The 26969-nt window shown below is 55.9% G+C and carries 25 protein-coding genes; 13 read left to right on the top strand and 12 right to left on the bottom strand.

Features of this window, described 5'->3' with window-relative positions:
- The first annotated feature begins 1616 nt into the window (after window positions 1-1616).
- From ACWHYZ_RS22910 to ACWHYZ_RS22900, 3 genes are all read left to right on the top strand, one after another.
- Window positions 1617-2015 carry a hypothetical protein gene (locus ACWHYZ_RS22910; protein ID WP_447984981.1) on the top strand — a complete coding sequence of 133 codons (399 nt, stop codon included), beginning with the start codon at window positions 1617-1619 and terminating at the stop codon, window positions 2013-2015.
- Between the two features lie 995 nt (window positions 2016-3010).
- Complete coding sequence (locus ACWHYZ_RS22905; RefSeq protein ID WP_447984980.1) at window positions 3011-3772, top strand: glycosyltransferase family 2 protein; 762 nt, start codon at window positions 3011-3013, stop codon at window positions 3770-3772.
- Window positions 3769-5463, top strand: coding sequence for a phospholipid carrier-dependent glycosyltransferase (locus tag ACWHYZ_RS22900; RefSeq protein WP_447984979.1), 1695 nt, complete (start codon window positions 3769-3771; stop codon window positions 5461-5463). The genes ACWHYZ_RS22905 and ACWHYZ_RS22900 overlap by 4 nt, the downstream gene beginning before the upstream one ends.
- A gap of 632 nt (window positions 5464-6095) precedes the next feature.
- Here ACWHYZ_RS22900 and ACWHYZ_RS22895 read toward each other — a convergent pair.
- Window positions 6096-6347, bottom strand: a complete 252-nt coding sequence (locus tag ACWHYZ_RS22895; protein WP_447984978.1) for a hypothetical protein — start codon at window positions 6345-6347, stop codon at window positions 6096-6098.
- Window positions 6348-6663: 316 nt separating this feature from the next.
- Window positions 6664-7086, bottom strand: coding sequence for a hypothetical protein (locus tag ACWHYZ_RS22890; protein WP_447984977.1), 423 nt, complete (start codon window positions 7084-7086; stop codon window positions 6664-6666).
- Window positions 7087-7577: 491 nt separating this feature from the next.
- On the opposite strand from ACWHYZ_RS22890, the gene ACWHYZ_RS22885 reads away from it, so the two are divergent.
- From ACWHYZ_RS22885 to ACWHYZ_RS22870, 4 genes are all read left to right on the top strand, one after another.
- Window positions 7578-7970: a response regulator gene (locus ACWHYZ_RS22885; protein WP_447984976.1), complete on the top strand. Its 393-nt coding sequence runs from the start codon at window positions 7578-7580 to the stop codon at window positions 7968-7970.
- An 84-nt stretch (window positions 7971-8054) separates the two neighbouring features.
- Window positions 8055-9284, top strand: coding sequence for an ATP-binding protein (locus ACWHYZ_RS22880; RefSeq protein ID WP_447984975.1), 1230 nt, complete (start codon window positions 8055-8057; stop codon window positions 9282-9284).
- Window positions 9259-10170, top strand: coding sequence for an HDOD domain-containing protein (locus ACWHYZ_RS22875; protein WP_447984974.1), 912 nt, complete (start codon window positions 9259-9261; stop codon window positions 10168-10170). Before ACWHYZ_RS22880 ends, ACWHYZ_RS22875 begins: the two co-directional genes overlap by 26 nt.
- Window positions 10167-11051 (top strand): response regulator, encoded by an 885-nt coding sequence (locus tag ACWHYZ_RS22870; protein ID WP_447984973.1) that lies wholly within the window; start codon window positions 10167-10169, stop codon window positions 11049-11051. Before ACWHYZ_RS22875 ends, ACWHYZ_RS22870 begins: the two co-directional genes overlap by 4 nt.
- 64 nt (window positions 11052-11115) lie before the next feature.
- On the opposite strand, the gene ACWHYZ_RS22865 is transcribed toward ACWHYZ_RS22870, so the two are convergent.
- The 3 genes from ACWHYZ_RS22865 to cynS all read right to left on the bottom strand — a co-directional run bounded on the left by ACWHYZ_RS22865 (window position 11116) and on the right by cynS (window position 13263).
- The gene (locus ACWHYZ_RS22865; RefSeq protein WP_447984972.1) at window positions 11116-11520 is read right to left on the bottom strand and encodes a hypothetical protein; all 405 of its coding nucleotides are present in this window, start codon (window positions 11518-11520) and stop codon (window positions 11116-11118) included.
- A gap of 326 nt (window positions 11521-11846) precedes the next feature.
- Window positions 11847-12725 (bottom strand): formate/nitrite transporter family protein, encoded by an 879-nt coding sequence (locus ACWHYZ_RS22860; RefSeq protein WP_447984971.1) that lies wholly within the window; start codon window positions 12723-12725, stop codon window positions 11847-11849.
- A gap of 85 nt (window positions 12726-12810) precedes the next feature.
- Window positions 12811-13263, bottom strand: a complete 453-nt coding sequence (cynS, locus tag ACWHYZ_RS22855) for a cyanase (RefSeq protein ID WP_447984970.1) — start codon at window positions 13261-13263, stop codon at window positions 12811-12813.
- Between the two features lie 441 nt (window positions 13264-13704).
- Here cynS and ACWHYZ_RS22850 point away from each other — a divergent pair, with 441 nt between their 5' ends.
- The 3 genes from ACWHYZ_RS22850 (at window position 13705) to ACWHYZ_RS22840 (ending at window position 16986) form a co-directional block, all read left to right on the top strand.
- Entirely contained in the window at window positions 13705-14679 is a 975-nt protein-coding gene (locus tag ACWHYZ_RS22850; RefSeq protein WP_447984969.1) for a DUF5996 family protein, read from the top strand.
- A 68-nt stretch (window positions 14680-14747) separates the two neighbouring features.
- On the top strand, window positions 14748-16406 hold the full coding sequence (locus ACWHYZ_RS22845; protein ID WP_447984968.1) for a Na+/H+ antiporter: 1659 nt from the start codon (window positions 14748-14750) through the stop codon (window positions 16404-16406).
- A gap of 142 nt (window positions 16407-16548) precedes the next feature.
- Window positions 16549-16986, top strand: a complete 438-nt coding sequence (locus tag ACWHYZ_RS22840; RefSeq protein ID WP_447984967.1) for a response regulator — start codon at window positions 16549-16551, stop codon at window positions 16984-16986.
- 22 nt (window positions 16987-17008) lie between these two features.
- On the opposite strand, the gene ACWHYZ_RS22835 is transcribed toward ACWHYZ_RS22840, so the two are convergent.
- On the bottom strand, window positions 17009-18430 hold the full coding sequence (locus ACWHYZ_RS22835) for a UdgX family uracil-DNA binding protein (RefSeq protein WP_447984966.1): 1422 nt from the start codon (window positions 18428-18430) through the stop codon (window positions 17009-17011).
- Between the two features lie 2 nt (window positions 18431-18432).
- A complete protein-coding gene (locus ACWHYZ_RS22830; RefSeq protein WP_447984965.1) occupies window positions 18433-19689 on the bottom strand; it encodes a putative DNA modification/repair radical SAM protein in 1257 nt (418 codons plus the stop codon).
- Window positions 19690-19995: 306 nt separating this feature from the next.
- Between ACWHYZ_RS22830 and ACWHYZ_RS22825 the strand changes: the two genes are divergently transcribed.
- A complete protein-coding gene (locus ACWHYZ_RS22825) occupies window positions 19996-20433 on the top strand; it encodes a response regulator (RefSeq protein WP_447984964.1) in 438 nt (145 codons plus the stop codon).
- Between the two features lie 204 nt (window positions 20434-20637).
- Here ACWHYZ_RS22825 and ACWHYZ_RS22820 read toward each other — a convergent pair whose 3' ends face one another.
- Window positions 20638-20937, bottom strand: a complete 300-nt coding sequence (locus ACWHYZ_RS22820) for a PilZ domain-containing protein (RefSeq protein ID WP_447984963.1) — start codon at window positions 20935-20937, stop codon at window positions 20638-20640.
- Between the two features lie 166 nt (window positions 20938-21103).
- Window positions 21104-21619, bottom strand: coding sequence for a response regulator (locus tag ACWHYZ_RS22815; RefSeq protein WP_447984962.1), 516 nt, complete (start codon window positions 21617-21619; stop codon window positions 21104-21106).
- Between the two features lie 142 nt (window positions 21620-21761).
- Here ACWHYZ_RS22815 and ACWHYZ_RS22810 point away from each other — a divergent pair, with 142 nt between their 5' ends.
- Window positions 21762-22052: a nucleotidyltransferase family protein gene (locus ACWHYZ_RS22810; RefSeq protein ID WP_447984961.1), complete on the top strand. Its 291-nt coding sequence runs from the start codon at window positions 21762-21764 to the stop codon at window positions 22050-22052.
- A gap of 169 nt (window positions 22053-22221) precedes the next feature.
- On the opposite strand, the gene ACWHYZ_RS22805 is transcribed toward ACWHYZ_RS22810, so the two are convergent.
- From ACWHYZ_RS22805 to ACWHYZ_RS22795, 3 genes are all read right to left on the bottom strand, one after another.
- The gene (locus ACWHYZ_RS22805) at window positions 22222-22467 is read right to left on the bottom strand and encodes a hypothetical protein (protein ID WP_447984960.1); all 246 of its coding nucleotides are present in this window, start codon (window positions 22465-22467) and stop codon (window positions 22222-22224) included.
- A gap of 31 nt (window positions 22468-22498) precedes the next feature.
- Window positions 22499-23476: a DMT family transporter gene (locus ACWHYZ_RS22800; protein WP_447984959.1), complete on the bottom strand. Its 978-nt coding sequence runs from the start codon at window positions 23474-23476 to the stop codon at window positions 22499-22501.
- Between the two features lie 274 nt (window positions 23477-23750).
- Complete coding sequence (locus ACWHYZ_RS22795; protein ID WP_447984958.1) at window positions 23751-24332, bottom strand: DUF2726 domain-containing protein; 582 nt, start codon at window positions 24330-24332, stop codon at window positions 23751-23753.
- Between the two features lie 177 nt (window positions 24333-24509).
- Between ACWHYZ_RS22795 and hsdR the strand changes: the two genes are divergently transcribed.
- Entirely contained in the window at window positions 24510-26969 is a 2460-nt protein-coding gene (gene hsdR / locus ACWHYZ_RS22790; RefSeq protein ID WP_447984957.1) for an EcoAI/FtnUII family type I restriction enzme subunit R, read from the top strand.

Below are 26969 nucleotides of genomic sequence, written 5' to 3'. Positions count from 1 at the left end.
AGTGCCAAAGATGCATTTGTACCGAAGGAAGGCAGCACCTTCGCCTGCACAACAGAAGGCATACTCACAGCTTCATCGTTGACGGTAGACCCCCATTCTCTGCGGGATTGCTGTGCGTGACGATAGCAATGCAACTGTGTGAAAAAGAAAACGCTTGGGTAGTTTATTGCGATCCCGCCTGTCACCAATGAATGGGGTGCAGAGTGACCGGCCTAACAGGGACACTGAATTCCATTCAACCAATAGAAGAACCAAAGAGCAGTGGCACAGGTAGCATAGAAAATGGCCTTGCCTACTTTTATCTCCCAGTCCTGAACCTCTTGTTCTTTCTGGGTAGCCTTTACGGCCGTTGGATCGATTGGACGGTACTCTTGTCTAATAGCGGGCTCCATGGGTGATCCCTCCCGGAGGCACAAAGAAGAAAACTTAGGAAAGATGGTTCAAAACAGCTACGCGAAAAGAGACCATTTCGAAGCTAAAATGCGACACCAAACAAGTCCATACGCTGTAGGATGTATTTGACTCAGTCGTTCGGGTGAATTACGACGAATCATGAAGGAGCGTGCTCGTTTTGTGTCTACAAGCTTTTGGCGAGCCTGAATCACTAAAGCCAAAAACCTTGGACTCAAGGGATGGATGGATTGAGCTCGGCGAGGCTCTTTTCTAAGCGCTGTATCTCAGAGTCGACCGTGAGCAATCCGAAGCACGGAATTCTGGCTTGATGGCCAAAATCGAATCCCGCGATATCTTGTGGGATGGTAAGAGAGTTGTTGTTTGTATCTCTCTACCTTCCATGTCGAGCGTGAGAAAAAAGGGAATCAAAGACACAGATCAGTTGAACCTATTTTGAACAGAGAGGTGCACACGCTTTCAGAGGATGCTGAGGTCACCTTCAAGTAGGAAGAGAGTGCTCGCGTCAACCAGCCATCCCGGGGACATTTCTCTCGCTGATCGTAGCCATTCGGGATGTTGGAGTCCGTTTTCTCACTGCGTATTCTACTTGAATCAGCCACTCGTAATGCTCCAAACCAGCCATCTGAAATGCGCTGGAGACGTTATGTCCACGCGACTAATGCGACATTTCGTCAGCTATCGAGTAAGTGCGTCAGCTTCGGCGGCCTTTATTCACGCTTCCTTGCAATCACCGCAGCCGGGCGAATCGTTAGGATGAAGGCTTTGGCAGCGGGCCTTTCTTGATCGTAGGCGCGGGCAATATCCGGCCGCTCCCGCAGGTAATCCCGAAAAGCCAGATGACGTTCGATTTCAAGCGAACCTAGACTCTGCCAACGCTGGCCGCCTGGTGCCGGCCGATGTGGTCGAGCGGAATTTGTAACTCTCCGGGCTGAACCGGGACTTAACTGTTGCGTAAGCATTGGTGAGGGATGATTAGACTACGATACATGGCCAAAGTTGTTGATCACGTTTGCACGGCTTGAGCGGTTACGGAGTGCGGTCAGCTTGCGCAAAGTGAAATGTGCGCTAGACTATGTAAGGTTTACTCTGCTGGACACGCACTCATAAGACAACAACACTCATGTTGGCACGATACGTCATTGTATATAGAAGTACTTAAGGTTCGAGTCAGGACTCGTGCGCATTCAGCGAAGGAGATCATTATGAGATTGTTCTCTAAGGCAGCCTTGTCCGCCGCCCTGAGCTTCACCGTGTTGATGACCGCGGCGTGCGCGACAAAGGATTGTGTGCCACCGCGAGGTGTGGCTTCATCGGTAAGGCCGGCAACGGCTGTTGCTTCCCTTGATGAGGAAGAGCGCACCGGTTCTGAAAGGAGGGCAGTCCTTTCACTCACGGGGCAATTCTGCGAGTTCTATTTGCCCCAGGTTGGGGCCGCGCTGGAACGGGTTCCTGGTGTCATAGGAGTTGATTTCAAGACCGTAAAGGGCGGTGCGGTGGTGACCTATGAGTCTGGTAAGCTCAGCCCGGTCGCCTTGCTTTCAGCTGTCAGCAGCGTAAAGGGCGACGGCTATTTCTGCAAAGGCAAGGTGGTTCCCGGTTGACCACTTAGTAGCAGACGGCCAGGGCTTTTTGCAGTGTCTGAAAGTAGCCGGGTAGCCCGCCGTATCGTGCGACTGCTACGCTAAATTTACTATAAAGCTACCCCCACGCTCCAAGAAGCGCTGCAGCCATAATAAATGCTCCCTAGACCAGCAGGACGTCGTCCGTTGGTCCAGTCGGTGCAACACGATTTTGATTTTCGCCGGAGTGTTAGGTGCCCATGATTGTGTTTCAGGACCCGGTGAGGCGAGGTGTCTAGCCAACGATAGGCAGAAGATCAGAGCCAGGTAGCTTCATGGGGTGTAAACGACTCCAGTGTACGACGCCTACATGCCCGACCAGTGCCGCGAAGATGAAGATGACGGGATGGTACTCGATGGGAGCGGCAAACAGAAGCGCACACGACATAAGAACGACGAGGAAAGCCAAGCGGGTTGTCTTTGGTATCATGCTACGGACAGTGTAGCAGCCGTCGCCATGCCGGCTGCTGTCCAGTGTTCTTCATTCGGTGGCCGTTGAAGTGGTTGTTGTAGTGTAACCAAGGTTCATGACTTATCCTCGGTGAATCGGCTCGCCTCTTCATTCGTAACAGCATCGGTTCCGTCAGTACTGCCAGCTCACGGAATCGACCTCCAACTAACCAACAGCAGATACGACCGCTCCCGGGAAACTGCCGGTCATTTAAAAGCCCTGCAGTTCGTTCAAATGCAGGTGTCATCCGATTCAGTTGTCAGAGGGAAGGTCGCAGCAGAAAGGGAACTTGTTTATGGACCCGCTGCTTGAGATCAGGAATTTCAAGGGCGACTTCGAGGTCACTTAGCTTCCTGCAGCGATGAAGTTTCACTAGCGTCGTCTTCCAATCCACGGTCTGCGGCGCATCGGTTTGACTACGCCCATTGTTCTTCAGTAGGATCATGCCGCGCGTATTCATTGTCGTCTGTACAATTGAGGAGTTCCCCTGTCTGTTTCGAGTGCAAAGCGACCCTGGGCGTCCGTGGTGATACCAATCAAGGATGAGCGGGATAATCTCGCCCCTCTCACCGAACAGTTGCTCAAAGTTTTAGGAGCCCGGTCCGAATCTGAGAACGCCGCCTTTGAAATCCTGTTTGTTGACGACGGGAGTGTGGACGGGAGCAGTGCGGTCCTCGATCAACTTGCGAGGCAACACGACGCTGTAAGCGTGCTCCACTTCGACAAAAACTATGGAAAAACCGCCGCGCTGGACGCCGGATTCGAGCAAGCCCGTGGGCAGGTGATCATTATTATGGATGGTGACCTGCAAACCAAGCCGGTGGACATTGAGACGCTCCTGCCGCATCTGGCGCAGTACGATGTCGTGTGCGGACGGCGCGCAGTTAGAAACGACCATCTCATCCGCAAAATCTCCTCGCGGATCGGCAATGTCGTACGCAATGCAGTGACACATGATGGCATGCATGACACCGGGTGTGGCTTTATGATGTTTCGTCGTGCGGTCATCGAGAAGTTGCAACTCTTCGAGGGGATGCACCGCTTTTTCCCGGCCCTTGCCTTAATGCACGGGTTCACCGTGACGGAAGTGCCGGTCCCGCACTATCCCCGCATGCATGGGGTTGCCAAATACGGCATCGGCAACCGACTCTTCAAAAGCCTCTACGATTTGATGGCCGTCCGCTGGATGCAGACCCGCTGCCTGCGCTACCGCGTGCGTCAGGATCAGTCGACGCTCAAGCGCGAAGCTCCTTCTCAGACGCTGATGTCTCGTCCTCCGATCGAATGAACGAATCCAATCAGGTCGGCAAGGGCACTCACCTGTTGTTGGTCATCGGGTTGGCCTGCGTCCTCTTTCTATCCGGGCTCGGATCGGTGGGGCTCACGGACCGGGACGAAGGGAGAAATGCCGAAGCCGGCCGGGAGATGCTAGAGTCCGGCGACTGGATTACCCCCACGTTTAATTATGAGCCACGGTTTATCAAGCCGGCTCTCCTCTATTGGCTGATGAGCGCTTCGTACTTCGCCTTCGACGCGAATGAGCTCACAGCCCGTCTTCCATCGGCCGTGTTCGCCATCGGGCTCGTCAGCATGCAATATCTCTTCTTGGCGCGTATCCGTGGGACGGCGATCGGAGTGCTTGGCGCGTTGATGCTCCTGTTGAATGTCGAAGTCATCATCTTGGGGCGGCAGGCATTGACCGACATGGTCCTGATGTTTTTCACGACCCTGGCCGCCTATGCGTTTTGGTTAGGCTTCAACGGCACGGAGCGACGCCGACACTGGCTGGTCATCTCGTATACGGCGATGGCGTTGGGGACGTTGGATAAGGGACCGCCGGGCTTCCTCGTACCCCTTCTCGGTATCGTACCCTATTTGACGGTCACGAAGCAGTGGGGGCGGTACTGGCGTGAAGGGTTCCCTCTCGGAGGGTTGGTCGTCTTTCTTGCCTTGGCTCTCCCATACTATGCCACCATGTTCATGCTGCACGGGTCGACCTACAGCTCCCAGGCGCAGATGCACACCCTTTCGCGCTTTCTCAATCCCTTTTATGGTTGGGGCGGGACGATTTTTTTCTACGTGCCCGTCCTCCTTGTAGGTTTCTTCCCGTGGAGCCCGTTCTTGGCCGTGGCTCTTTATGACAGTTACAAAGGGTGGAGGCATCGCCATTTTCAACGCGCCTCGAACGAGCGCACCCAGGGTGGCGAGGCCTCAGGAAAAGATGATTTGGAACTGTTCGGCGCACTCTGGTTCGTCGCCACCTTTGTCTTTTTCAGCCTGGGGGCCACCCGGCTCCCGCATTATGTCGGCCCGCTTTACCCCGCAGCCGCCATCGTCACTGCCCTGTACTGGGCTCGCGCCGCGCACAGCCCCGCGCCCCGTGGCTTTCGACCTGCACTAATGGCAACGATCATATTAGGCAGCGTGCTCGCCTTGATGTTTGCTGCGCTGCCATCCGTTTTTAACGTCTTTGCCGAAAAAGTGTCGAAAGACTTTCCATACGCCACACAGTTTGACTTCGGTGCTGGACCGTATGCCACAGCGGCGGTGCTCCTGATCGGCATGGCGGGACTGGCCTATGTAGGGCTCTCGCAGTCCCGGCGCGAAGGGGTATTCTGGATCGCGGGAACGACGGTCGCGCTGGTTATGCTGATCACGTGGCACTTCACATTGGCCCAGCTCAGCCGATATTTCCTCGCCCCTCCGCAAGAACTGGCCTCAATCGCCGGGCCGCTCCTCAAACCTACAGACCGATTGATCGTATACGGGCCGAATCGACCATCAACCGTCTTCTATGCCAAACGGAAGATCGTGGTGATACGCCGGAATGAAGAAGACAATATTCGGACGTATGTCAACGAGCCGGGTCGCACCATGATTATTCTGCCAGCTTCCGTGCGTGACAAACTGCCTGAGGAAACGGTCGCCTATCCTGTCATTCAAGAACGATACGGATGGATTCTCATCGCCGAGAGTTAGCAACGAGCACGATCCCAAACCTCCTCTGAAAGTCATTGTTCGTAATCCAAATATCGGACATAAAAAAAAGATATTTGGCAATAGATCTTCCGACCTTGCTATGGCATTTTTCCCTTCCTGGTCATTCGTTAATAACGCTTACTCATAAGAAAGGGGTGTTCCGTGAAAAACAGCGGCTATGTCGTGTGGGTAAATGACAAGTCGTTTTGGCATCGCACGCAAGAGAGCGCACAAAAGCGTGTATTTAAAGCAGAGTTGCGAGGACAGGATGTGTTCATCCATGCATTGGACCGGGGACCAGATCGCCCCAGACCCGTTAAACCAAAGGGCCGTAGAGCTGCTTAGCAAGGCTTTACGAACTCCGACCAGATTGGCAGAGTAGGACAAAAGCCGACCGTGTAAGTCACGTTAAGGAAGGCGGCTGACAGCAGCCAGCACTTTTACTCTACTGCAGAAACGAGCATGACGACTCTTCCTCCGTTGCCGTCAGACTCTATAAAACACAAACTTGGTATGTGCTGCTTTTTGATCATGTCGCTGGGAAAAGCTCAGATACAAATCTTGGAGAGCGTAGGGATAAATAGGATGGCCGCCAGAAGGGATTCTGACGGCCATTCTAAGGAGAGGAACGGTCAGTCTTTCAGTTTGGCGAGATAGTCGCCGCGCCCATTCGACCAGAGCGCAATGCATCCCGATCGACTCATGCGATCAAGCGCGAGGAATAGCTGCGCCCAATTTCCCGATGGCAGCAGTAACCCAAGCTGATCAAGCGTCTGCACTCCCTCACGTTCAAGCACGTCAACCACCCATTCCTCCATGGAAAACATCTCGTCGAGGGAAGTCGATGCACGTTCGCTTAGGAAAGCCTCGTTAGCGGTCTCCATTTCTCCTCCATAGTTCATTTTCGATGGGAGTGTTCCATTTGAAACTGCCTTGTGCAGAGAGGTCGACACGGAAAAGCAACATGCGTCCTCTCGCCCTACCGGTGAGGACTCCCTTGTCCACGCCATCATGTTGTGTGAATTGGATCCTGAAGACGCCGTTGTCATTCAGGGTAGACAAACCGTACACCGCGCCGACATGGCCGTCAATCGTACGAACCATGACAGATGAACGATGGATCCGACGGACGCCTGCGGGTGTGTCTGCGGAGCCCGGTCCTTTCAACCTTACAGAACCGGGCCATGCGAGGTCTTCGTCTCACATGATGGGCCGGTGATCCTTTCCATCGACGTGCGGGATCTGCTGTTCGAGCTGTTTAAGGATCGATTCGGTTGGTTCCCAGCGTAGAGCATCCAGGCGTTCAGCGAAATGAAATCTATGCGCGTCACTCTCCTCCAGCCGGCAACTTTCGCACGACCGCATCTCATGTTCGTTATGTGACTCCGCCCAATTCCTGCACCCGTTATCGTCAAACGAGACCAGCGGAAAATGGGCCAAGGCATACACGATGCGGCCATCTTCCACACCATAGAGGGATTCAGCAAAACGAACCGCATGTCCGGCTAAGGCCGGAACCCGCTCCTCGCCTTGCAGAAGTCGGGCATAGCGTCGCCATGGAAGGCGGCGCACATGATCATTTTCGTCAACAAGGTATGTCCGCACGATATCCTTCACAGCCATCACAGCACCTCCCGGTGAAACAATCACCCCTGAGAGATTTGCAAATTCGATGCACGAAGCTATGGTGACCGAACGAATTGAAATTTGTTGACTTCCCTTTTACTGCTGCCCGCATTTTCATAACAATAAGATACAGCCCATGCGAAATAGATACACTAAGCCTGTGTATAAAAGGCAGACATAAAGGACAAAGAGGATTCAAGCGGGGAGCAGATTATCTTGATCCCGGACAAAAAATTCGTAAGCAAGCAACCCACCATCGACGCGTGGGAACGCTGACGCTGAGCATTGTGCCGGTCCAATCTATTTAAACTCTCGCGGAAAAAGTCTTGCGGCAAAAAATTACACGATCTGCTTCTTCGATGCGAATACTCACCGCCTAAAGATTCTGACCTCATCTCCCGATAAGGACCTCATGTAGAGCCAAACAGCTCTGAATTGTAGGACCGTTTCTATGCCGCTAAGCGGCTGAACAAACAAGGAGGCAGACCATGGCATCAGGTCGGGTATTAGTCGTGGACGACGAACAAAATCTTCGCAAGGCAGTGCATCGGACGCTGACGAAAGCCGGCTATGATGTCATTGAAGCTGAGGATGGGGAAAAAGGAATCGCAGCCGCTCGGTCGGGAGATAACCCTCTCCGGCTGGATGTCATTATTTGCGACGTGCATATGCCAAAAGTGGGAGGCAAGGAAGTCGTCGCCTATTTCAGGTCACAATTCCCATCGGTGCCGATCATCGTGCTGACCGGCGATCCTCAGTACAAAGACGCCTCCGAGTTTCTCACCAATGGCGCCTCTGCCTATCTCGCCAAACCGTTTGAACCGGCGGCATTGGTGAAAACCGTTGCGAAGTGCGTTGAAAAGCATGTGTTCCACCATTGATCGATTCTGATCGGCGGTCACGTAATTGACGGGCGCAACTCTTTGATCCCGGGCGATGGCCCGGGTAAAACAGGATTGATCGACGTGCACACGATTGGCTTGCCTCCTGAAGCTCTCTATCCGGAACTCGTCACCTTCACTCATCTCAACCCCAATCCCGTACTGGTTTTGAATTCAGACGGCCATGCCACGTATCTCAATCTCGCGGCCAGACAGGTTCAGAAAGATTGTGGGCTCGAGGACGCTGACGTTTTGAAAATCCTCCCCGTCAATATTGTGGAGATTATGCGGCAATGTCTCGAGTCTGGGACGCAGGCGCGGCGCTTAGAAAGCCAGATTCAGGATCGATGGTTCGGGTGGAGCGCGTATGGAGTGCCCGGGGGGCAGACGGTCTATTTCCATGGCGCCGATATCACCGGCTACAAGCGGGCCGAAAAAGAGCAGAACGAGCTGAGGCTCAAACTTGTGCAGAATGACAAGATGGCGTCGATCGGGCAATTAGCGGCGGGCATTGCTCATGAGATTAACAATCCGCTGAGTTTTGTGGTGCTCAATCTCAATCACATCACGAACTATGGGCGAGGACTTTTGAGCATCGTGCAGCTGTACGACAGGGTCGCCGCACTCGTCAAGGCGGGGGCCGTGTCGGCAGAAGTGACGGCCGCGCTCGCCGGTGTGGAGGACATCAAGGCGAAGGAGGAGTTCGAAGAAATCCTGGATGAGCTGCCATCCCTACTACAAGAATCGCAAGACGGCGCGGAGCGAATCCGCGCCATTGTCCTGAATCTCAAAGAATTCTCCCACACGGGGGAAGGGGCGCAGAAGCACGCGAATCTCAATCGCTGTTTGCAATCGACGCTCAAAATCGTCTCGTATGAACTGAAGTATAAAGCCAAGGTTATCGAACAGTACGGAGACATACCCGAGATCCTGTGCTATCCGCAGGAATTAAACCAGGTATTCATGAATCTGCTCGTTAATGCCAGCCACGCCATTAAACAAAATGGGGAAATTCGGATTGTGACGGCACGTCGAGATGAACAGATCATGGTCGAGATCAGCGATACGGGATGCGGGATTCCTCCTGAAAATATCTCGCGCATCTTTGAAACGTTTTTTACGACGAAGGAAGTCGGAAAAGGGACGGGATTGGGACTCAGCATCAGTTCCGAAATCGTGAAAAAACATCAGGGACGCATTGAAGTGCAGTCCACGGTGGGAGTCGGGACGACGTTTCGCATTTGGCTCCCGATCGGGCAGGGCGGTCCACAGGCGAAAGAGGATCAGCATGCCGGCAATTGTCGAAAGCTATAAAAAGCTCATTCAAGCCGGCGATCTCCCACCACTGAGCCAGGTGGGCCTGGAAATTTCACGCCTCGGCGAGCGAGACGATCTCTCGGCTCCGCAACTCGCGCGGCTTATCTCGAAAGACGCCGCCTTGGCGGCAAAAGTCCTCCGAATCGCGAACTCTCCATTCTACGGCTTACGTACCCAAGTCAAGACGCTCGACCATGCCATCGTGGTCTTGGGCCAGGTCAGTATCGTCTCGATCTGTGCCGCCTTTACGCTGCTCGTCCGTTTGAAGACGCCACAAGCGCTGGGCCACGAGCGATACGAATCGAACGCCCTTCGCAGTCATTCGGTGCTCACAGCGATCTTGGCGCGGTGGCTGGCCCAACGATTTGCCTCTCCGCATGTACCCATGGCTGATTCGTTCTTGGGCGGATTGCTTCACGATATCGGGGAATTGGCCACCGCCGTCTATTACGCCAAGCACCTCGGCGACATACGCCGGTACGAGCAGGAGCATCCGGAGATCACGACCGACCAGGCAGAGCGGGCCATCCTGGGATTTGATCACCAAGAACTCGGCGCCGAAGTCCTCAACCACTGGCATTTGCCGCAACAGTACATCGAAATGGCGCGGCATCATCATGATGCCCTGTACGCCGTTGAAACCAACGAGGGGATGATGGTTGCACTGGTCCAAGCCGCGGACCAACTCGCAGTGATGCTTACGAGCGCCGCAACCCATCTGGTGATCTCTGGCCAGGGCGAGCAAGAAGGCTTTCAGGAATCCTTGAAAGCTTCGATTGCCGGCATAAAAGGCGTAACGCCCGGCATTGTCGAAAAGCTGGAGAAAGACATAGGTCGGATTGTGGAGGAAGCAAAGGCGATGATCGAACAGAGTGCGGCATGACGGCCACTGAGCAGAAGGACCAGCCATACATTCTATGTGTCGACGACGAGCCGGGTATCGTCCGCTCGATTCGGAGAATCCTGAAAGCGGAGCCGGTCAACGTCTTGATTGCGGCCAGCGGACCAGAAGCTTTACAGATCCTCCACACGCAGTCCGTCGCACTCATCCTGACCGATTATCGAATGCCGGAGATGAACGGCATCGAATTGTTGGAGCAAGCCGCACCTCTGTGTCCCGACGCCTTTCGAATAATCCTCACCGGCTATGCCGAAGCCCACGTGCTGGTGGAGGCAGTCAATCGCGGGCAGATTTATAAGATTCTGTACAAACCGTTTCAGGAGGAAGACATTAAACTGACGGTCCGATCGGGTCTGGAGCACCATGCGAGAAACCGTGAAAACCGCGCATTGCTGGAGGAACTCGGACAACGGAACGAGCAGTTGGCCACCCTGAACCAAAAGCTCAAGAGCGGATTAGAAGGCACCCAGGCAGACTTGTCCATTTCATCCACCGCCCTAGGCATCGCACAGCAGCTGCTCAACGAAATTCCTGCAGCGGTGATCGGGGTCGAGCCGTCCGGACAGATCGTTTTTGCCAACACACTGGCCAATGCGTGGTTTGCTCCCCCAGCCGCTCCGCGCCTGTTTTCGCTGGTGGGAGCGTGGTCATCAGATGTGCTGCCGGAATCAGTGCATGAACCGCTGAAGGATGTGAGCGCGATGCCTTTGATGAAGATCAAAGATCTGCGGGTGCAAGTGAAGCCGGACCTCGCGTTGCAGATATCGTGTCGCGCAATCGCGAATGGCGCCGGAGGGGAAGGGCGTGCGTCGACCGTGTTTCTGTTTGCAACTGAGGCGGCCAAGACAGCCGTTGACGGCTAAGGTTCACGAGACTGAAAGTGCTCTTCGTCGCTTCGTAGGTACGTCACCTGCCGACACGGCTCCCTCATTTCGTGGACGATCCCTTCAGCTCCGGTGTGTCGGATGAAGACTCCTTCCGAATCATGATGGCTCGGCCTTGCCGGGTCAATTTCGTCTCAACGTAGTCCCCGGCACTGATGTCCCTATCACCTGCGGTGTCTTCATCCACCAAAACGGTGATGTCCTGGCCTCTCCCATCGCGAACCACATAACCGCCGTCTTGCAGCCGCAGGACCATGCCATTGACCGTACGCGTGCCTGCTGCTTGGCCCGGATTCACCGTGGGATCCGAAATGCCGGTATCCTGACGCTCGAAGCCTGGCTTATGTGACGCGGTCCCGTCTTTGTCATCAGTGAGAGGCGCCGCAAGTGCAGGGGCAGTCCCGAGAACCAGACAAAGGCCGAACAATGGGCTCCATTGAATGCTCATGATCATTTCCTCCTGCTGTGAGCCTACGCCAGTTCATTGGGCGCTCCCATCAGTGTGATCGGAAAAATCAGGAGGTCAGAGGCTGTCGAGCGGTATGTAGGACCGATTACCACGCATGAAGTGAGACTGACGTGCTCCTCAATGCAGGAGGCTCGGGTTTACAAAGGACGAAGATCTGTATGCGGGCGTTCGGCCCAAATTTCCGTGGCTTGTATCGAACGGGGCTGAAGGCAAGGGCAGATCTTGCGCGATGATGTGAATGGAGGGAAAGAAAACGGGACTCCCTTCAGCACAAACCGGAGCCCCGCAAACAACCAGGATTCAGGTTAGATTGACCGCGGCGTCGCGATCGTTGCCGGCGCACCGACCAGTTCCGGTTCAACCAGCCGGTCAGTCGTGGGGGCGGCCTTCGCCGGCTGCGGCCTATGACTCAGATACAGCGCCAGGCCGGTAAAGACCACGCCGCCGACGGGATTACCGGCAGTAACCGGCAACTGATTCCATAACCACCAATCTTGTAAGCTCACATGAGCCCCCATCATCATCCCGATCGGAATAACAAACATGTTGACCACCGCATGCTCGAAGCCTTGCGAGAAAAATAATGTCACGGGCCCCCAGAGCGCTACCACCTTCCCGACAACCGACGTCGCGGAAAAGGCCATGATGACCGCCAGGCTCACGAGCCAATTGCACAGGATCGCCTTTGTGAAAACAGTCACCATTCCCGCCATGCCGTAGGCGGCGTACCCCGTGGTCTTGGCTTGCGCCATCTCGACGAGCTTTTTCCCCACCGGGGCAATGTCCCCCGCACCATTCATCGTCAAGGCAATAGCCAGCAGAGCCCCATACGCGACGCTTCCCACCAGATTGCCGAGAAATACCCAGCCCCAATTGCGAAGCACCCGCCCAATCTCTGCCCCCGGCTTCCCCGCCACGGTCGCACAGGGCAGCAGCGCAAAACTTCCGGTGAGCAATTCCGTCCCGAGCAATACGACGAGACACAGCCCAAACGGAAAGACCAGTGCGCCGACGATCGGCTGGCCCGTCTGGAGCGTCGCCCCGACGGCCATGCTTGTCGCCACACCTAAGTAAGCGCCGGCCAACGCGCCGCGAATCAGTAGATCCTTGATGGGCAAGTGGACTTTCGACGCCCCGGCAGCCTCCATGCAGCCTGCGATATCCTGCGGCCTCACATAGTCCATGACATCCTCCCTCGCTTCGGGGCGACGTGTCACCGTCCCCCCGAGAATCGTGTGATCCTTCTCGGGTACAGACGAAGGATGCCGGTTATGTCGTTTGTTCAATGTGCGGCAAGAACTTGCCATTCCAGGTCATCAAGACCCGATCCTCGCCCTGGCTGCCTTTGATTTTCTTAATGCTAAACCTGAAATCGATCGCCGACATGATGCCATCGCCGAATTGCTCGTGGATGATGTCCATCATCGCCTCCCCGTAGTGCGCGCATACCTCCGTCATCCGGTAGACGTGCGGTTCTTGCAGAATGGCCGGATCGTACGACCGAACGGGCGCCTTGCGCATTTCCCGGAGCAGGTCCTCGGTGAGCATCGGTACCAGCTTCACCAATTTGTCTTCGGTGCCTTTTTTCAACTGCGCCTGCCGCCGAAACAGTTGCGCGACATAGACATTACATACGCCGAGCTCATCCGCTAGTTGATCATAGGTTTTTCCACACGCCTCTTTGGCCGCTAACAACTTCCCGACAACACTTTTCTTATCCATGGCCGCCCTCCATTGTCGGACTCCACTCGTCAGAGCGGAGCCCTATAGTGATATTAAAAACAGACGAGAGTAGATGGTGCCGAATCGAACCGGAAGGATGGCAATAAAAAACGCCCTTCCGGTCCACCATGAACCAAAAGGACGTCATTGTCCTGAAGCTGAATCGCGGAGGGGAGACGTCGTTGTCACCCCGGTGTTAGATTCCTACTTATAGGCGCGTGCTGTTCTCCTGTCAAGAGATTCGCAATGCTTAGGACCTTCGTCCTGCGTTGAGCAGGAACCCTTTCAAAGGGTCAGCGTGCGCCGCCGGGACACTTCGAAATTTCCTGCGTACGTAAGGTGAAGGCGGACAGGCAAAGCCGGGGAGAACAAGTAAGCTGCACATGTCAGCGACGACCGGCACGTGGGTCTCATTCTCCTTCGGAAGCAATGGAGGGCATTATGGCTAAGAATGAGCAGGGCATGATCTCTTCGTCCGGTACAGAAGTGTGGCCGAGCTTGCCGCTCGACGCTTGGCAAGACACGTATGCGACCGTACATATGTGGATGCAGGTCATCGGCAAAATTCGACTCGGCCTGGCCCCCTACGTCAATCACTGGTGGCACTCGACCCTGTATCTGACATCGCGCGGTCTGACAACGTCACCAATTCCGATGGGGGCTCGCCTGTTTCAAATGGATGTCGATTGGCTCGATCATCTCCTGCGCATCACGGCTGCGGATGGAGAGAGCCGTACCATTGTCCTGAAGGCACGTTCCGTGGCGGACTTTTATCAGGAGACTATGGAGAGTCTGCGCTCGCTTGGTCTGGCCGTCACCATTTGGACCACGCCGGTTGAAGTGGCCGACCGGACTCCCTTTGAACAGGATGAAAAGCATGCCGCCTACGATCCCGAATACGCCCAGCGGTGCTGGCGCATCCTGCTGCAGGCTCACCGGGTGTTGACGGAATTTCGCGGACGGTTTATCGGCAAAGCGAGTCCGGTCCATTTCTTTTGGGGAAGCTTTGATCTGGCCGCGACGCGTTTTTCCGGCCGCCCTGCCCCCGAGCATCCCGGTGCACCCAATCTCGCTCGGTTCGTGGCACGCGACGCCTATTCACACGAAGTCAGCAGCTGTGGGTTTTGGCCCGGCGCCGGTCTCGGGATGCCTGCCTTTTATGCCTATGCTTACCCTGAGCCGCAAGGGTTTGCGGATTATCCCGTTCAGCCGGAGGGCGCTTTTTACCATTCACAATTGAGAGAATTTATCTTACCGTATGAAGTGGTCAGAACCGCCGCATCCCCGGATGCCGCCCTCATGGCGTTCGCGCAAAGCACCTATGAAGCGGCGGCCGTCCTAGGGAAGTGGGACCGGGTGGCATTGGAGCGTGCAGAAGGGACGACGTGGCAGTCAAGACATAGCTGGTATCGCTGACGATTCCGGTGGGTTGCTCGAAACAGCGCTGGGCAGGGAGAAGCCAGAGGGTGTGAGGTAGTATCAGCATGGAAAGCCTGCACGACCTCGAGATCATCGTGATTCTGCTGGCAGTGGTATTGGCGCTGACCACGCTGGCGCACCGGATCCTGCTGCCCTATCCCATCCTGCTCGTGGTCGGCGGCTTGATTCTCGGTGTCGTGCCGGGGATGCCGCGCATTCAACTGAATCCCGACCTCGTGTTTCTGGTCTTCCTCCCACCCATTCTGTGGGGGGCGGCCTATTTCACCTCTTGGCGGGATTTCCGCCAGAATCTCCGTCCGATTACCTGGTTAGCCGTAGGCCTGGTTCTCGTGACGACTGCCATGGTAGCTGTCCTGGTGCATGAAGTCCTACCAGGAATCAGTTGGGCGGGGGCGGTGGTGCTGGGAGCGATCGTGTCCCCGCCCGACGCGATCGCCGCGACTGCCATTGCCCGAAAGCTTGGCATTCCCCGACGCCTCGTCACGATTCTTGAGGGAGAGAGTTTGGTCAATGACGCGACCGCGCTGGTGCTCTATCGAACGGCGGTCGGGGCCGCCGTCAGCGGTTCCTTCATCCTGAGCGACACGCTGATCCAATTTGTGCTGGCCGCCGTAGGTGGCATCGCCGCCGGCCTTGCGGTGGGAGCGCTGACACGCTGGGTGCTACGCTTTACCCGGGACAGTTTTAGTGAAATCGCGATGACCCTGCTCGCGTCATATGTGGCTTGGGTCATCGGAGAAGTGCTTCAGGTCTCGGCGGTGCTGGCATGCGTCGCGGGTGGTCTATACCTGCGTCGGTATTTCAGCGAGATCGTGTCCCCGATGACGCGCATACAGGGGCGGGCGGTCTGGGAAACGGTCATTTTCATTCTGAACGGCATCATCTTCATTCTGATCGGCCTTCAAGTCGCTTCGCTCCGTGAAGAAATACTGGCCAGCGGCCTCAGCGCATTATTGTTGAAGGCAGCACTCATCAGCGTCATGGTCATCGGCGTGCGGTTAATCTGGGTCCCTTTGGCAGCCTATCTTTCCTGCGGACTCATCCCGTCAATTCGTGCACGCGAGGCCATACCGCCAAGCCATATCTTCCTCATTGCGTGGACTGGGATGCGCGGCATCGTTTCCCTCGCGGCCGCGCTAGCGTTGCCGCACGCGGTGGGTTCCGGCGCTCCGTTTCCATACCGCGCCGAAATCATCGTCATCACCTTCGTCGTCATTCTCTCGACGCTCGTTTTGCAAGGACTCTCGCTGACACCGCTGATTCGAATGTTGAACCTAGAGGTCGATCAGACGCTGGCGCAGGAAGAGGCCCTGGCACGGCAGCAGACGGCGACCGCGGCGTTGAATCGACTCGATGATCTGGCGATGGCGGACTGGACCCTGCCCGATCATCTCGATCGGCTTCGGATTCATTATGGGCGGCGGGTTCAGCGTTTTCTCCATCCGGAGAAGGACGATCCGGATTGCTCCCCACAAGGCGCGGAGGCGTTTCGCCGGTTGCGGCACGAGACGCTGACCGCCGAGCGAGTAGCGGCCATCGATTTGCGCAATCGCGGTGTCATCGGCGATGAAGTGCTCCATCGATTGGAACAAGAACTGGATGTCGAAGCGATTCGCCTCGGGCTCGGTGACATCCGATCGAACGAAGCCGTCCCGAGCCGTGGCGGGATCGAAATAAGTGATCGGCTATCACCAAAGTTGTAGCGTTGATTACAGGAAACCTCTGTACCAAAACCCTGCAACACGCTGAAATCAGGATACATATAAGGAAGATGCCGTTCGAGCCCATTCCCGAATGGCCGTACCTCCGTGTTTCAAAAACGTCCATTCCACTGATAGCCAAGCGATGAAGTTCCGGCTCCAATTGCCGGGATCGTTTGGGAGCGATGCCGCTATGGTCCGTGTTCTGCTGGCAGAAGCCCATTCACACCTTCGTGCTGCCTTGCATGAATATTTAGCCCAGGGGGAAGAGGTTGTATGCGGCACGGCCGACACGCCTGAAGCTCTGTGGAACCGACTAGGGCATGAACAATGGGATGTCCTGATTCTTGACGTGTGCCTCCCCGGGCAGACGAAGTTGAAGACTGTCGCCACGCTGCATGACCTGTATCCCAAGCTACCCATTCTAGTGATCTCCTTCGCGAAGGATATTCCGCTCCGGCATTGGCAAAAGGCAGGCGCGAGCGGGTTCATCTCTAAGACAAGGCTCTATGCTGAACTGAGTGAGGCGGTGAGGGCCGTCAGTGAGGGCGAGAAGTATTTTTATGACGATGAGGATGAATGAGAGGGAAGAAAGTAGCAGGTGTTCATGAGGAGGGCATGACTGCCTCTCCTCGTAGTTCGCATGATACCTTTTTCAAATCATTGACCAAAAGTCCGAACAGCCGATCGTGCGTCGCATGATCGCGAGCGCGAAGAATGCTGGACGGATGAAACGTCAGCAGGAGGCGGGAAACCAAGGGGCTGGTGAAAAAGTTGCCGTGTTGATGGACCACGGACACTTGTCCGCCGATGAGCGCCTGAGCAGCGGTTCGGCCGAGACAGACGACAATCTCCGGCTGAACCGCCCGAAGCTCCGCTTCAAGCCAAGGTCGGCACGCCATGATTTCGGACGGTCGAGGCGCTTGATGGCGCCGATGCCTACCTTCCAAGACGAATCGAAAGTGCTTCACGGCATTAGTCACATAGAGCTGCGAACGCCGGAGGCCCGCCTGTTCCAGAGCCTGATTCAACACCTCACCGGCCGGGCCGATAAAAGGTTCGCCGGCGAGATCCTCCTGGTCACCCGGTTGCTCACCGACTAACATTACTCGCGCATTGGCGGGGCCTCGCCCGAAAACGGTCTGCGTGGAGGCGAGATGCAGGTCGCAGCCGGTGCATGTCGCGGCAGCCTGTTCGAGTTCAGGCAGCGTACCGGCCAGGGGTAGAGTAGCCATCCGTTGCCGGCTGCCGGCCACGCGACTCACACTCGCCCGGACGTCATGCGTCAGCGGCATGATGAGACGCGATTCAGGCAAACTCTTCCAGAACCGTCCCGGCAGTTGGGCCTGCATCGCCTCTGGGTTGATCCGCAACGGATTGAACGTGGCGGCGTAATAGGTTCGCCAGACACCATCTACCGCATCCTCACCAGGCGCGTCGCGTTGCGCTACCCCAGGGCCGAATTGCAGCGCCTCGCCATTCCAGTGCGCCGATTGATCCGGCGTCAGAATCGACCACCGCAGTGCGGAGAACCGCTCGACAAAAAACGGCGCCGCGAGTGGGAGGACCGCATGATCAGGTTGGTGCCAAGCCACATAATGTTCTCCACCGACATCAAAGTGGCGGCGAAACCGCACGAACGCCTTCATGCGATACGCATCACGTTGTACCTGCCGTTGCATCTTGAGCAGTGTGCCGACCTCGTCATCCACCTCGATATCCAATAGTCGCGGTTGCGTGAATGTCACCCGCCACAGTACGGAATAGAGCAAAGCCCATTTACGCGGGTTACGATGGCAGGCCACTGCGCGAGTTATCTTGACGAACCGGGCCGGAATGTGAACTCGACGGTCATGTTCCGACGGCTTGGGGTCGCGGTCGTCCTTGTCAAACAGGCCCAGTAACGCGTGCTGCTCCGTCATCGCTTCAGTCCAGAAAATCTCCAATGGCGGTCTCGTGGCAGCAAGTTGCGTGGTCGCGGCAGCGAGCCAGCCTTCGGCGGTAGGGATGAATCGAACCTCATGCATGCTTAAGTCTGCCCGGAATCGGCCTCGAATGCCGCGGTAAACAGTTCCAACTGAGCAGGTTTCGTGAGCAGTGCCGGAAGATCGTCCCGATCCAGGTGTAACAGATTTCCCGAATGTGAGTGACCGGGTGTCGATAAGAACGGTCGAATCCGCCGGATGGGCACGTGCAGTTTACGGAGATCATCGAGCGTCAGCCGATGAAACCGACGAATGGACAGCACCTTGTCCACATTTTTGTAGCCAAGCCCGGGAACGCGCAGCAAGGTCTCACGCGGCGCTCGATTCAGATCGACAGGAAACTGCTCACGATGGCGGAGCGCCCAGGCAAGTTTTGGGTCCACATCGAAGGGCAGATTCGGATCCTCCGCCGTCGTCAATTCGTCAACCGAAAACCCGTAAAACCGGGTCAACCAGTCCGCTTGGTAGAGACGGTGCTCGCGCAGCAACGCAGGGGGCTGAAGCGGCAGACGCGGATCGGCGTTGGGGTAGGGACTGAACGCGGAATAATACACGCGTCGCAAACCATAGCGATGGTAGAGTCGCGCCGCCGTGGAGAGTATGGCGGCATCCGTGCTCGGGGTCGCCCCGATCACCATTTGCGTCGTTTGGCCGGCCGGCGCGAAGGAAGGAGACGATCCCCGGCGCGCGGCGTTCCCATGAGAAGCGTGGACGCCTTCGTGAATCTGCGCCATCGTGTCCTCAATGATCTCCAAGTTCTTGTCCGGCGCCAACTGCGCCAAATCGGCTTGTGTCGGCAACTCGATGTTCGCACTCAGGCGATCGACCCACCGCCCCGCCTCCTCGATCAGCCGCTGAGCCGCCCCGGGAATAGCTTTCAGATGAATGTAGCCGCCGAAATGATAGATGCGCCGTAGCGTTCGCACGACCACAATGAGCTGTTCCATTGTGTCATCCGGCGAGCGAAAGATGCCCGAACTTAAGAACAAGCCTTCAATATAGTTGCGCCGATAGAAGTCCAGCGTCAGGTCCACGACTTCCTGCGGCGTAAAGGCAGCCCGGGGAGTGTCGCTCGAGACACGGTTGACGCAAAAGACGCAGTCGTAAATGCAGTGATTGGTCAGCAGAAGTTTCAGAAGAGAGATACAGCGGCCATCCGGCGTAAAGCTGTGGCAGATGCTGTGGCCATCGGAGTGCCCGACGCCCTGACTATTTCCCGGCCGACGGGAGCCGCTGCTGGCACATGACGCGTCATATTTGGCGGCTTCCGCGAGAATCTTCAGCTTCGTCGTAAGCGGCATCGTTCATTATACTGGATGGCCAAGAATGACGTCGTAGCAGCGGAACCACGTTGAGAATCAGGACCAGCGCAAGCACATTAGCGGCAGGGTATAGGGCCGGTATGGTAAGCGAGCAGATTTCATAGCGGACAGCGATGAAGCACGCCATGACGGAACCGCATTCGGATAGTTTTCATCCATGTAGGATAATCACCGTCATACTCTTTACGACATACCTTTCATAGTGCGCACGATGGTCAGTGACGGTCCGACCCGGCTATATAAGACACTCCTACGCAATCCTCAGCAATACAGGAGTGGTTAGCCATGCAAACTATCATGGAGCAGCGCAGACGACGGCCGGCTCTTAAGGAGCCAGCCAGGATTCTCTTAGTTGATGATGACCCTGATTTGTTGTTGGGACTTTCTGACGCGCTCAGATTCTGGTTGGCCCCGGTCGTGATCGACACGTATCTCAATCCACACGAGGCGCTCCAATGCCTTCAGGCGTCACCATATCGGTACCAGCTCATTGCCACCGATTTTCGTATGCCGAGGATCAATGGACTCACATTCGTACGTCAGGCCCGTCAACTGTGCCAATCTATCCCGATCGTATTAATGACTGCGTATGATGTTGTGCCGTCATTGGACGAAGCACGCGCGCTAGGTGTGTATGCCAGCATTCGCAAGCCTTTTGTGCGCGACGAGATGATTGCGTTGTTCAGCCGTGCACTCGCACAAGGCCGTCGCGATTGTCATTGATGCCGAACAACGACCTCCGCAAGTAAATCGATCCAGCCTCAACGGAAGTCACAGCTTCAGTCTGAGAGACGACAGGCCGAGGGCGCTAGCCGGCATGTTCGCTCACAAGTCGATCACTCTCCGGGAAGCGAGGAGTCTCGGAATCTCGAGGCGAAGACCGCCACTGATTGCTATTCAGTACGGCGGTGGGGAAGTGATGGATGGCTAGGACGTTCGGGAGGCGATGAGCTCGCGGATCGGTTCCTCAGCCTCTAAGGACTGAAAGGTAAGGCCATACTGTAGCGCCACGGCCCACCGGACTTCAGCCGTGGCAATCGCGATAGGGGCGCGTCCGGCGCCCTGATAGATCAGCAGGCTCACGGCATGGCCGATGCGAAGCGGCGTCCGGCTCACTATGCGGCAGCCCTTGACGGATACGTCATAGAGCACGCCCGTTCCCTCACGTTCACCCGAAAACGTCACAGGCAGTTTAACGGGAAAGCGATACGCCTGTCGCTGGATCATGAATACTCCAACTGGTCGTGTCTATGTATATCAGGGTAGGCACGATTTATCCAGCTCCATGCGAGGGTATATACGGTCACATGCTGAAGTGGCGATAGTGGCGGCAAAAAGGCGCACGGAGTTACGGCGGCCGAATTGTGAAGCGGGAAAGAATCGGGGAGAACTTCTACTCGGGCTTGTCCGTTCCCAACGCATCGTCGAGGCGTTGAGTGAGCAGTTTCAGTCTGGCGGAAAGCCGCTCACGGTGATTCGCCAATTCGCGGAGATGAATATCCGGTGGGGTGAAGGCAGAAGGCAAACCGCGTTGCAACATCCGGGAACGAAGAATCGAACGCGTCACAGCCGAATAGATGACATCCGAGTCGACCGGCTTGTGAAGAACCGCATAGGCCCCATGCTTCAACGCATCTTGCTCTAACGCCTTGGAACCGTAGCCCGTGACCACGATGACCGGCGTATCCGGGCAGGCTACGGCGCATTCCTGTAACAGGTCAATTCCGTTTAACCCGGGCATCTGAAAATCGCTGATCACGGCGTCGAAATGCCGCCGACCGAGAAGGCGCAACCCGTGCTCGGCCGTGGCGGCCGTTGTCATGTTGATGTCGCGATGACCCCATTTCATCGCTTCGGCGACCGAGTCCAAGAAGACGGGATCATCATCAATGAGCAGGATATTATGCATGGTGAATATCTAAGGGATAGACGCGTCCAACGCAAGACGGTAAAAGGCTGAGAATCTTGTGCCAATCTTGCCTACACGCTGTGAGGCCAAATGCCCGTAGCCCGCGTGGCAAACGCTGCCGTATCCTTTAGGGAGAAGCCTTATGAACACCACAGAGTTGCTCAGAATCAGGCGAGATCGCATCCTTCAGCTTGCGGCCGAGCATGGGGCCCACAACGTCCGTGTATTGGGTGCAGGGGCACCGGGCGACGAGCAGCCTGACGATGACATCGAATTTCTCGTGGAGATGGAGTGCGGGCGCAACGTCCGGGATGCGATCGAGCTCGGCAAGGAACTAGAAAGACTCCTGGAGCGCAAGGTCGACATCCTCAGGGACGCAGATCTGAGTCCATATGTGGAACACTGCATCCACGGCGAAGCCGTCCCCTTATGAAGGCGGTCGCATCGACCTTCATCCACCTTCAAGACACCCTCGACCACATCACAAGAGCCCAGGACGGGGGCCGGTAGCGCTTCTTTCGCCGATACGACGCACGCTACAGTACCGCTCAGTCGTGCAATCATCGGCTGTGACTAGCCAGGGTGAAGCCGACGGCGACACGTCAATCGATGGGTCCGAAGATGGACTTGAGCCAGTTCAATTCCCGGAGTTGCTCGTTGGCCTCTTTCAGCTCACGGGTCTGCTCATGCACGCGGGCATCCAGCGTGGCACCCAGCGTCTCCAGCTCCCGGCGTTTTTCCCGTAACGCGTAGTTCACGTCTCCCAACTCACGCGTCAGATCAACCGCACGTCGATGCAGTTGGTCCAAATCCATCTGAAATTCTTCGATGTGTATCTGCTCAATCATAATGCCTCCGGGCACGATAACTCAAAATGGGTCAATTCGTCCGTGCGCTGATGGCGGGCCCCAACCATCCTCTCGCAGTCTTGGGGCCGGCCGGTATCCAGCGAAGGCGACCTCCTCGACGAACCAGCTCCGCTCCCGCAATGATGCAAACACCGCCGATGATGGTCGAACCCTCGAGCTCTTCACCAAAACAGAGGCAGGCGAGGAGGATCGTCAACACAGGGACCAGGTTATGGTAGACGCCGACCGTCATGGGACTTAACGAGCGCTGGGCCATGTACCGGAAGAGAAAGACGGCAGCCGTCGCCGCGCCGACGTAGACCACCAAGACGAGGATCACCGGCGAAATCGCCGCGGACATCGGCACGGTCCATCCCATCGCCCCGAACAGAATCATGACCAGCGACAACAGCAGCGAGCTGCCGCCGAACATCAGCGTGTTCGCCGGTAACGGGCTCACATGTTGGACGACGCCGGCACTTAAAACGACGTAGGCGGCCATCATCATGGTGAACAGCAGCACAAGTCCGTCGCCGATGGCGGAGCCGGCCCCAAACCCATGATGCCCATCCCAGATCGCGATCACACAGCCGGCCAGCGACAGCAGAATCCCCATGATCTTGAACGAGGTGACCTGTTCTTTTCCACGCAAACTACTAAACAGGGCCGCCATGGATGGCATGAGACTGTAGATCAAAATGTAGTGCGTCACGCTCGTATACAGCAGGCCCCACGCCGCCACCGCATACGACGCGACACCCAACAGTCCCAGCAGGGCCACCGGCACCGTAGCAGGTCCGGCCATGTCCTTCACACCGCGACGGTCCCACAGGATCGTGCTCAGCATGAGCACACAGAAGCCGATCAACACGCGGAGAGTCGCCAGCGCGATCGGATGGAGATCGCTGTGCTGAAACACATACTTGATCGTCGGGGTGATGGAACTCAGCAAGACCACCGCAGCGAGCAGACAGAGGAGGGGAGGGAAGGACGTCGCGTGAGGCGACACAGGATCTCCATCTGCTCGCTTTCTGAAATCAGATGGCGTTTTGAACCATGAGTCCATGGTGATGGAGCACGCATTCATCGTACCACAAAGTGGATAAATCAATCGTGCTGATTTTTTAGGAATAACGAAATGAAAGGCGCGAGATGCTTGTTTTGTGCGGTATCTCAGCGGATACAGAGCGTATCGTGGAAGATACCGGTGCGGGGGGAATGCAGGGATAAAGATTCTATAAAAGCAAGCGCAGGATGCTGGTTCCTAGCACACTCTCTACAGCTTATCCTTCTTTCCGTGGCATTTGGCCTTTCATAGAGACAAGCTTGTTCCGAAGATCTTCTTCGTTGTAGTCGGCGGCCGCCGCAATACGAATGATGGGAATACCGGCGCGCGACAACACCGCATTAACAAAACTGTCTCTCTCTTTGGTCTTGTCTCGCTGATGGGATCGATCATCCAGTTCAATGACGGTTTCAGTCTCAAGGGACGTGGGATTCACCAGAACAAAATCAACTCGTTTCAGGTTGATCTGATTAGTGAAGGCACACTCTTCCTTTCGATTTTCACTTGCGCAATGCACAAGCGCCCAGACAGGAATTTGGGCATAAACATCGTAGTGATCGCCGACCGCGGTTTTCAATGTGTGATAGAAAGCCATTTCACCGCGACTCAGGATGTTCCTCTTTTTAAGCGTAATGCCGGAGGGAATTAGCGCTTGAGGGATGGAAGGTGTACGTCGCCCCTGTAATCGATCCACCAATTGTCCTATAAAAGATCTTGCCAATAGAGCCACAAGAAGAATGACGCCTACTAAAAGAAAAAACCTGCCGTTCTGCTTCAGGACATCAAAGGGAGTAAACATCAGATGAACGCCTTTCGTTATGACAGGACAATGGAACCGTGCGAAAACTATAGCAGCTCTTGGTATTTCTGCTTCCTGTCACGCTGATCTCGGCTGCTTACCTTCCTCCAGTAGCTTTCGAAATTCTACTTCGCTAAACTGCTCCCCAATTTGCCTTAGGCCCGATATTCTGCATGCATGAATAAGAAGGACCTTAGCGAACGCGATATCTGCACGAAGTTCATTACGCCAGCCCTAGAACGGGCCGGGTGGGATGTAGCATCGCAGATTCGTGAGGAGGTTTACTTCACCAAGGGCCGCATTATCGTTCGCGGCAAGCTTGTCACGAGGGGTAAGGCGAAGTTTGCCGACTACATCCTGTACTACAAGCCCAACATCCCCATTGCCGTCATCGAAGCAAAAGACAATCACCATCCCGTCGGCGGTGGAATGCAGCAAGGCCTGGAGTATGCGGCGACGCTCGACATTCCCTTTGTCTTCTCATCGAATGGCGACGCGTTTCTGTTCCACGACCGAACCGGGCAGGGCGGGGAGACGGAAACCGAGATACCGCTCGAAGCCTTCCCCACGCAGGAGAAACTCTGGCAGAAGTACCGCTCGTGGAAAGGCCTGAAGCCTGCGCAAGAGGAAGTGTTCCTTCAGAGCTTTCACGACGACGGCAGCGGTAAGGAGCCACGCTACTATCAGCGCATCGCAATCAATAAGGCCATCGAGGCCATCGCCAAAGGCCAGGACCGCATCCTGCTCGTCATGGCGACCGGCACTGGGAAGACCTACACTGCCTTTCAGATCATTTGGCGCTTATGGAAAGCCAAGCGCAAAAAACGCGTCCTCTTTCTCGCCGATCGCAATGTCCTGGTTGATCAGACCATGGTTAACGATTTCCGCCCGTTCGGTAAAACGATGGCCAAGCTCAGCACCAACTCCAAGACCATCGAGCGCGAGGACGGAAACGTGGTGGATCTGCAGACCGCCGTAGACAAGAAGCATCGGCGAATCGACACCTCGTATGAGATTTACCTGGGACTCTATCAAGCCCTCACTGGCCCTGAGGATCGGCAGAAACTCTACCGCGAACTCTCGCAGGACTTCTTTGACCTCATCGTGATCGATGAGTGTCACCGGGGGAGTGCAGCAGAGGATTCCGCGTGGCGCGAAATTCTTGACTACTTCTCCGCCGCCACCCAGATCGGGCTTACTGCCACACCAAAGGAGACAGAGTACGTCTCCAACATCCACTACTTCGGCAAACCTGTTTACACTTACTCGCTGAAGGAGGGTATCCGTGACGGCTTCCTCGCTCCATATAAAGTGGTAAAAGTCCATCTTGATGTGGACGTGGAAGGGTACCGTCCGACAAAGGGAGAGACCGACAAGTATGGCAACGAGATCGAAGATCGTATCTTTAATCAGAAAGATTACGATCGAAACCTCGTGATCGACGAACGCACCAAGCGCGTCGCGCACAAAGTCAGCGAGTTCTTGAAGGAAAGCGGCGACCGCTTCCAGAAAACCATCGTGTTTTGCGTGGATACCGAGCATGCCGCCCGCATGCGTCAGGCCCTGGCCAATGAGAACCCCGATCTTGTACAGGAGAATAGTCGCTACGTCATGCGGATTACCGGCGATGACGCGGAAGGCACGGCACAGGTTGGCAATTTCATCGACCCGGAGGCCAAATATCCGGTGATCGTCACCACATCACGGCTACTCTCCACCGGTGTCGATGCTCAGACCTGCCGCCTGATCGTGCTCGACCGCGAAGTCGGCTCCATGACTGAGTTCAAGCAGATTGTCGGCCGCGGCACCCGGGTCCATGAGGACACCAAGAAGTACTATTTCACGTTGATCGACTTCCGCAAGGCCACCAACCACTTCGCCGATCCTGATTTTGATGGTGAACCGGTGCAGATTTATGAGCCGGGGGAGAACGATCCGGTTGCACCACCGGATGATGTGCCGCCTCAGATCGATGAAGAAGACCCAATCCCCCCGACACCCGGGGAGGAGGAAACAATCATCGTCAATCCCGTCTCGCCGGATATCACGATCCCGCCAGGTGGCGCTGCCCCACGCAAGTATTACATTCGCGGCGACGAAGTGAGCGTCGTTGCTGAACGCATCGAGTATCTCGATGAATACGGTAAGCTGGTCACCGAAAGCTTGCGCGACTATTCGAAGAAGACGCTCCGCAGTCGCTATGCCAGCCTCGACGCGTTTCTAAAACGTTGGAACAACGCGGAGCGCAAGCAGGCTGTCATCGAAGAGCTGGAAAACGAGGGCCTGCTCCTCGAACCGTTGGCCGACGAAGTAGGCAAGGATCTCGACCCGTTCGATCTCATCTGTCACGTGGCCTTCGATCAGCCGCCGCTCACTCGACGTGAACGTGTGGAGAATGTCCGTAAGCGGAATGTCTTCACCAAGTACGGCGTCCAAGCCCGCGCGGTGCTGGACGCGCTGCTGCAGAAATACCAGGACGAAGGCGTCACTGGCCTCGATGATCCGCGCATCCTAAAAGTTGCGCCGTTCGACGTCATGGGTACTCCGATGGAATTGCTGAAAACCTTCGGCGGACGAAACGGCTTTGAAAAAGCGGTGCATGAACTTCAGTCCGCCCTGTATGGAAAGGTAGCTTGA

It is taken from the genome of Nitrospira sp. Nam74 (assembly GCF_965152615.1).
Note: the sequence above shows the minus strand (reverse complement) of the source record. Positions and strands in the feature narration are given on the sequence as shown.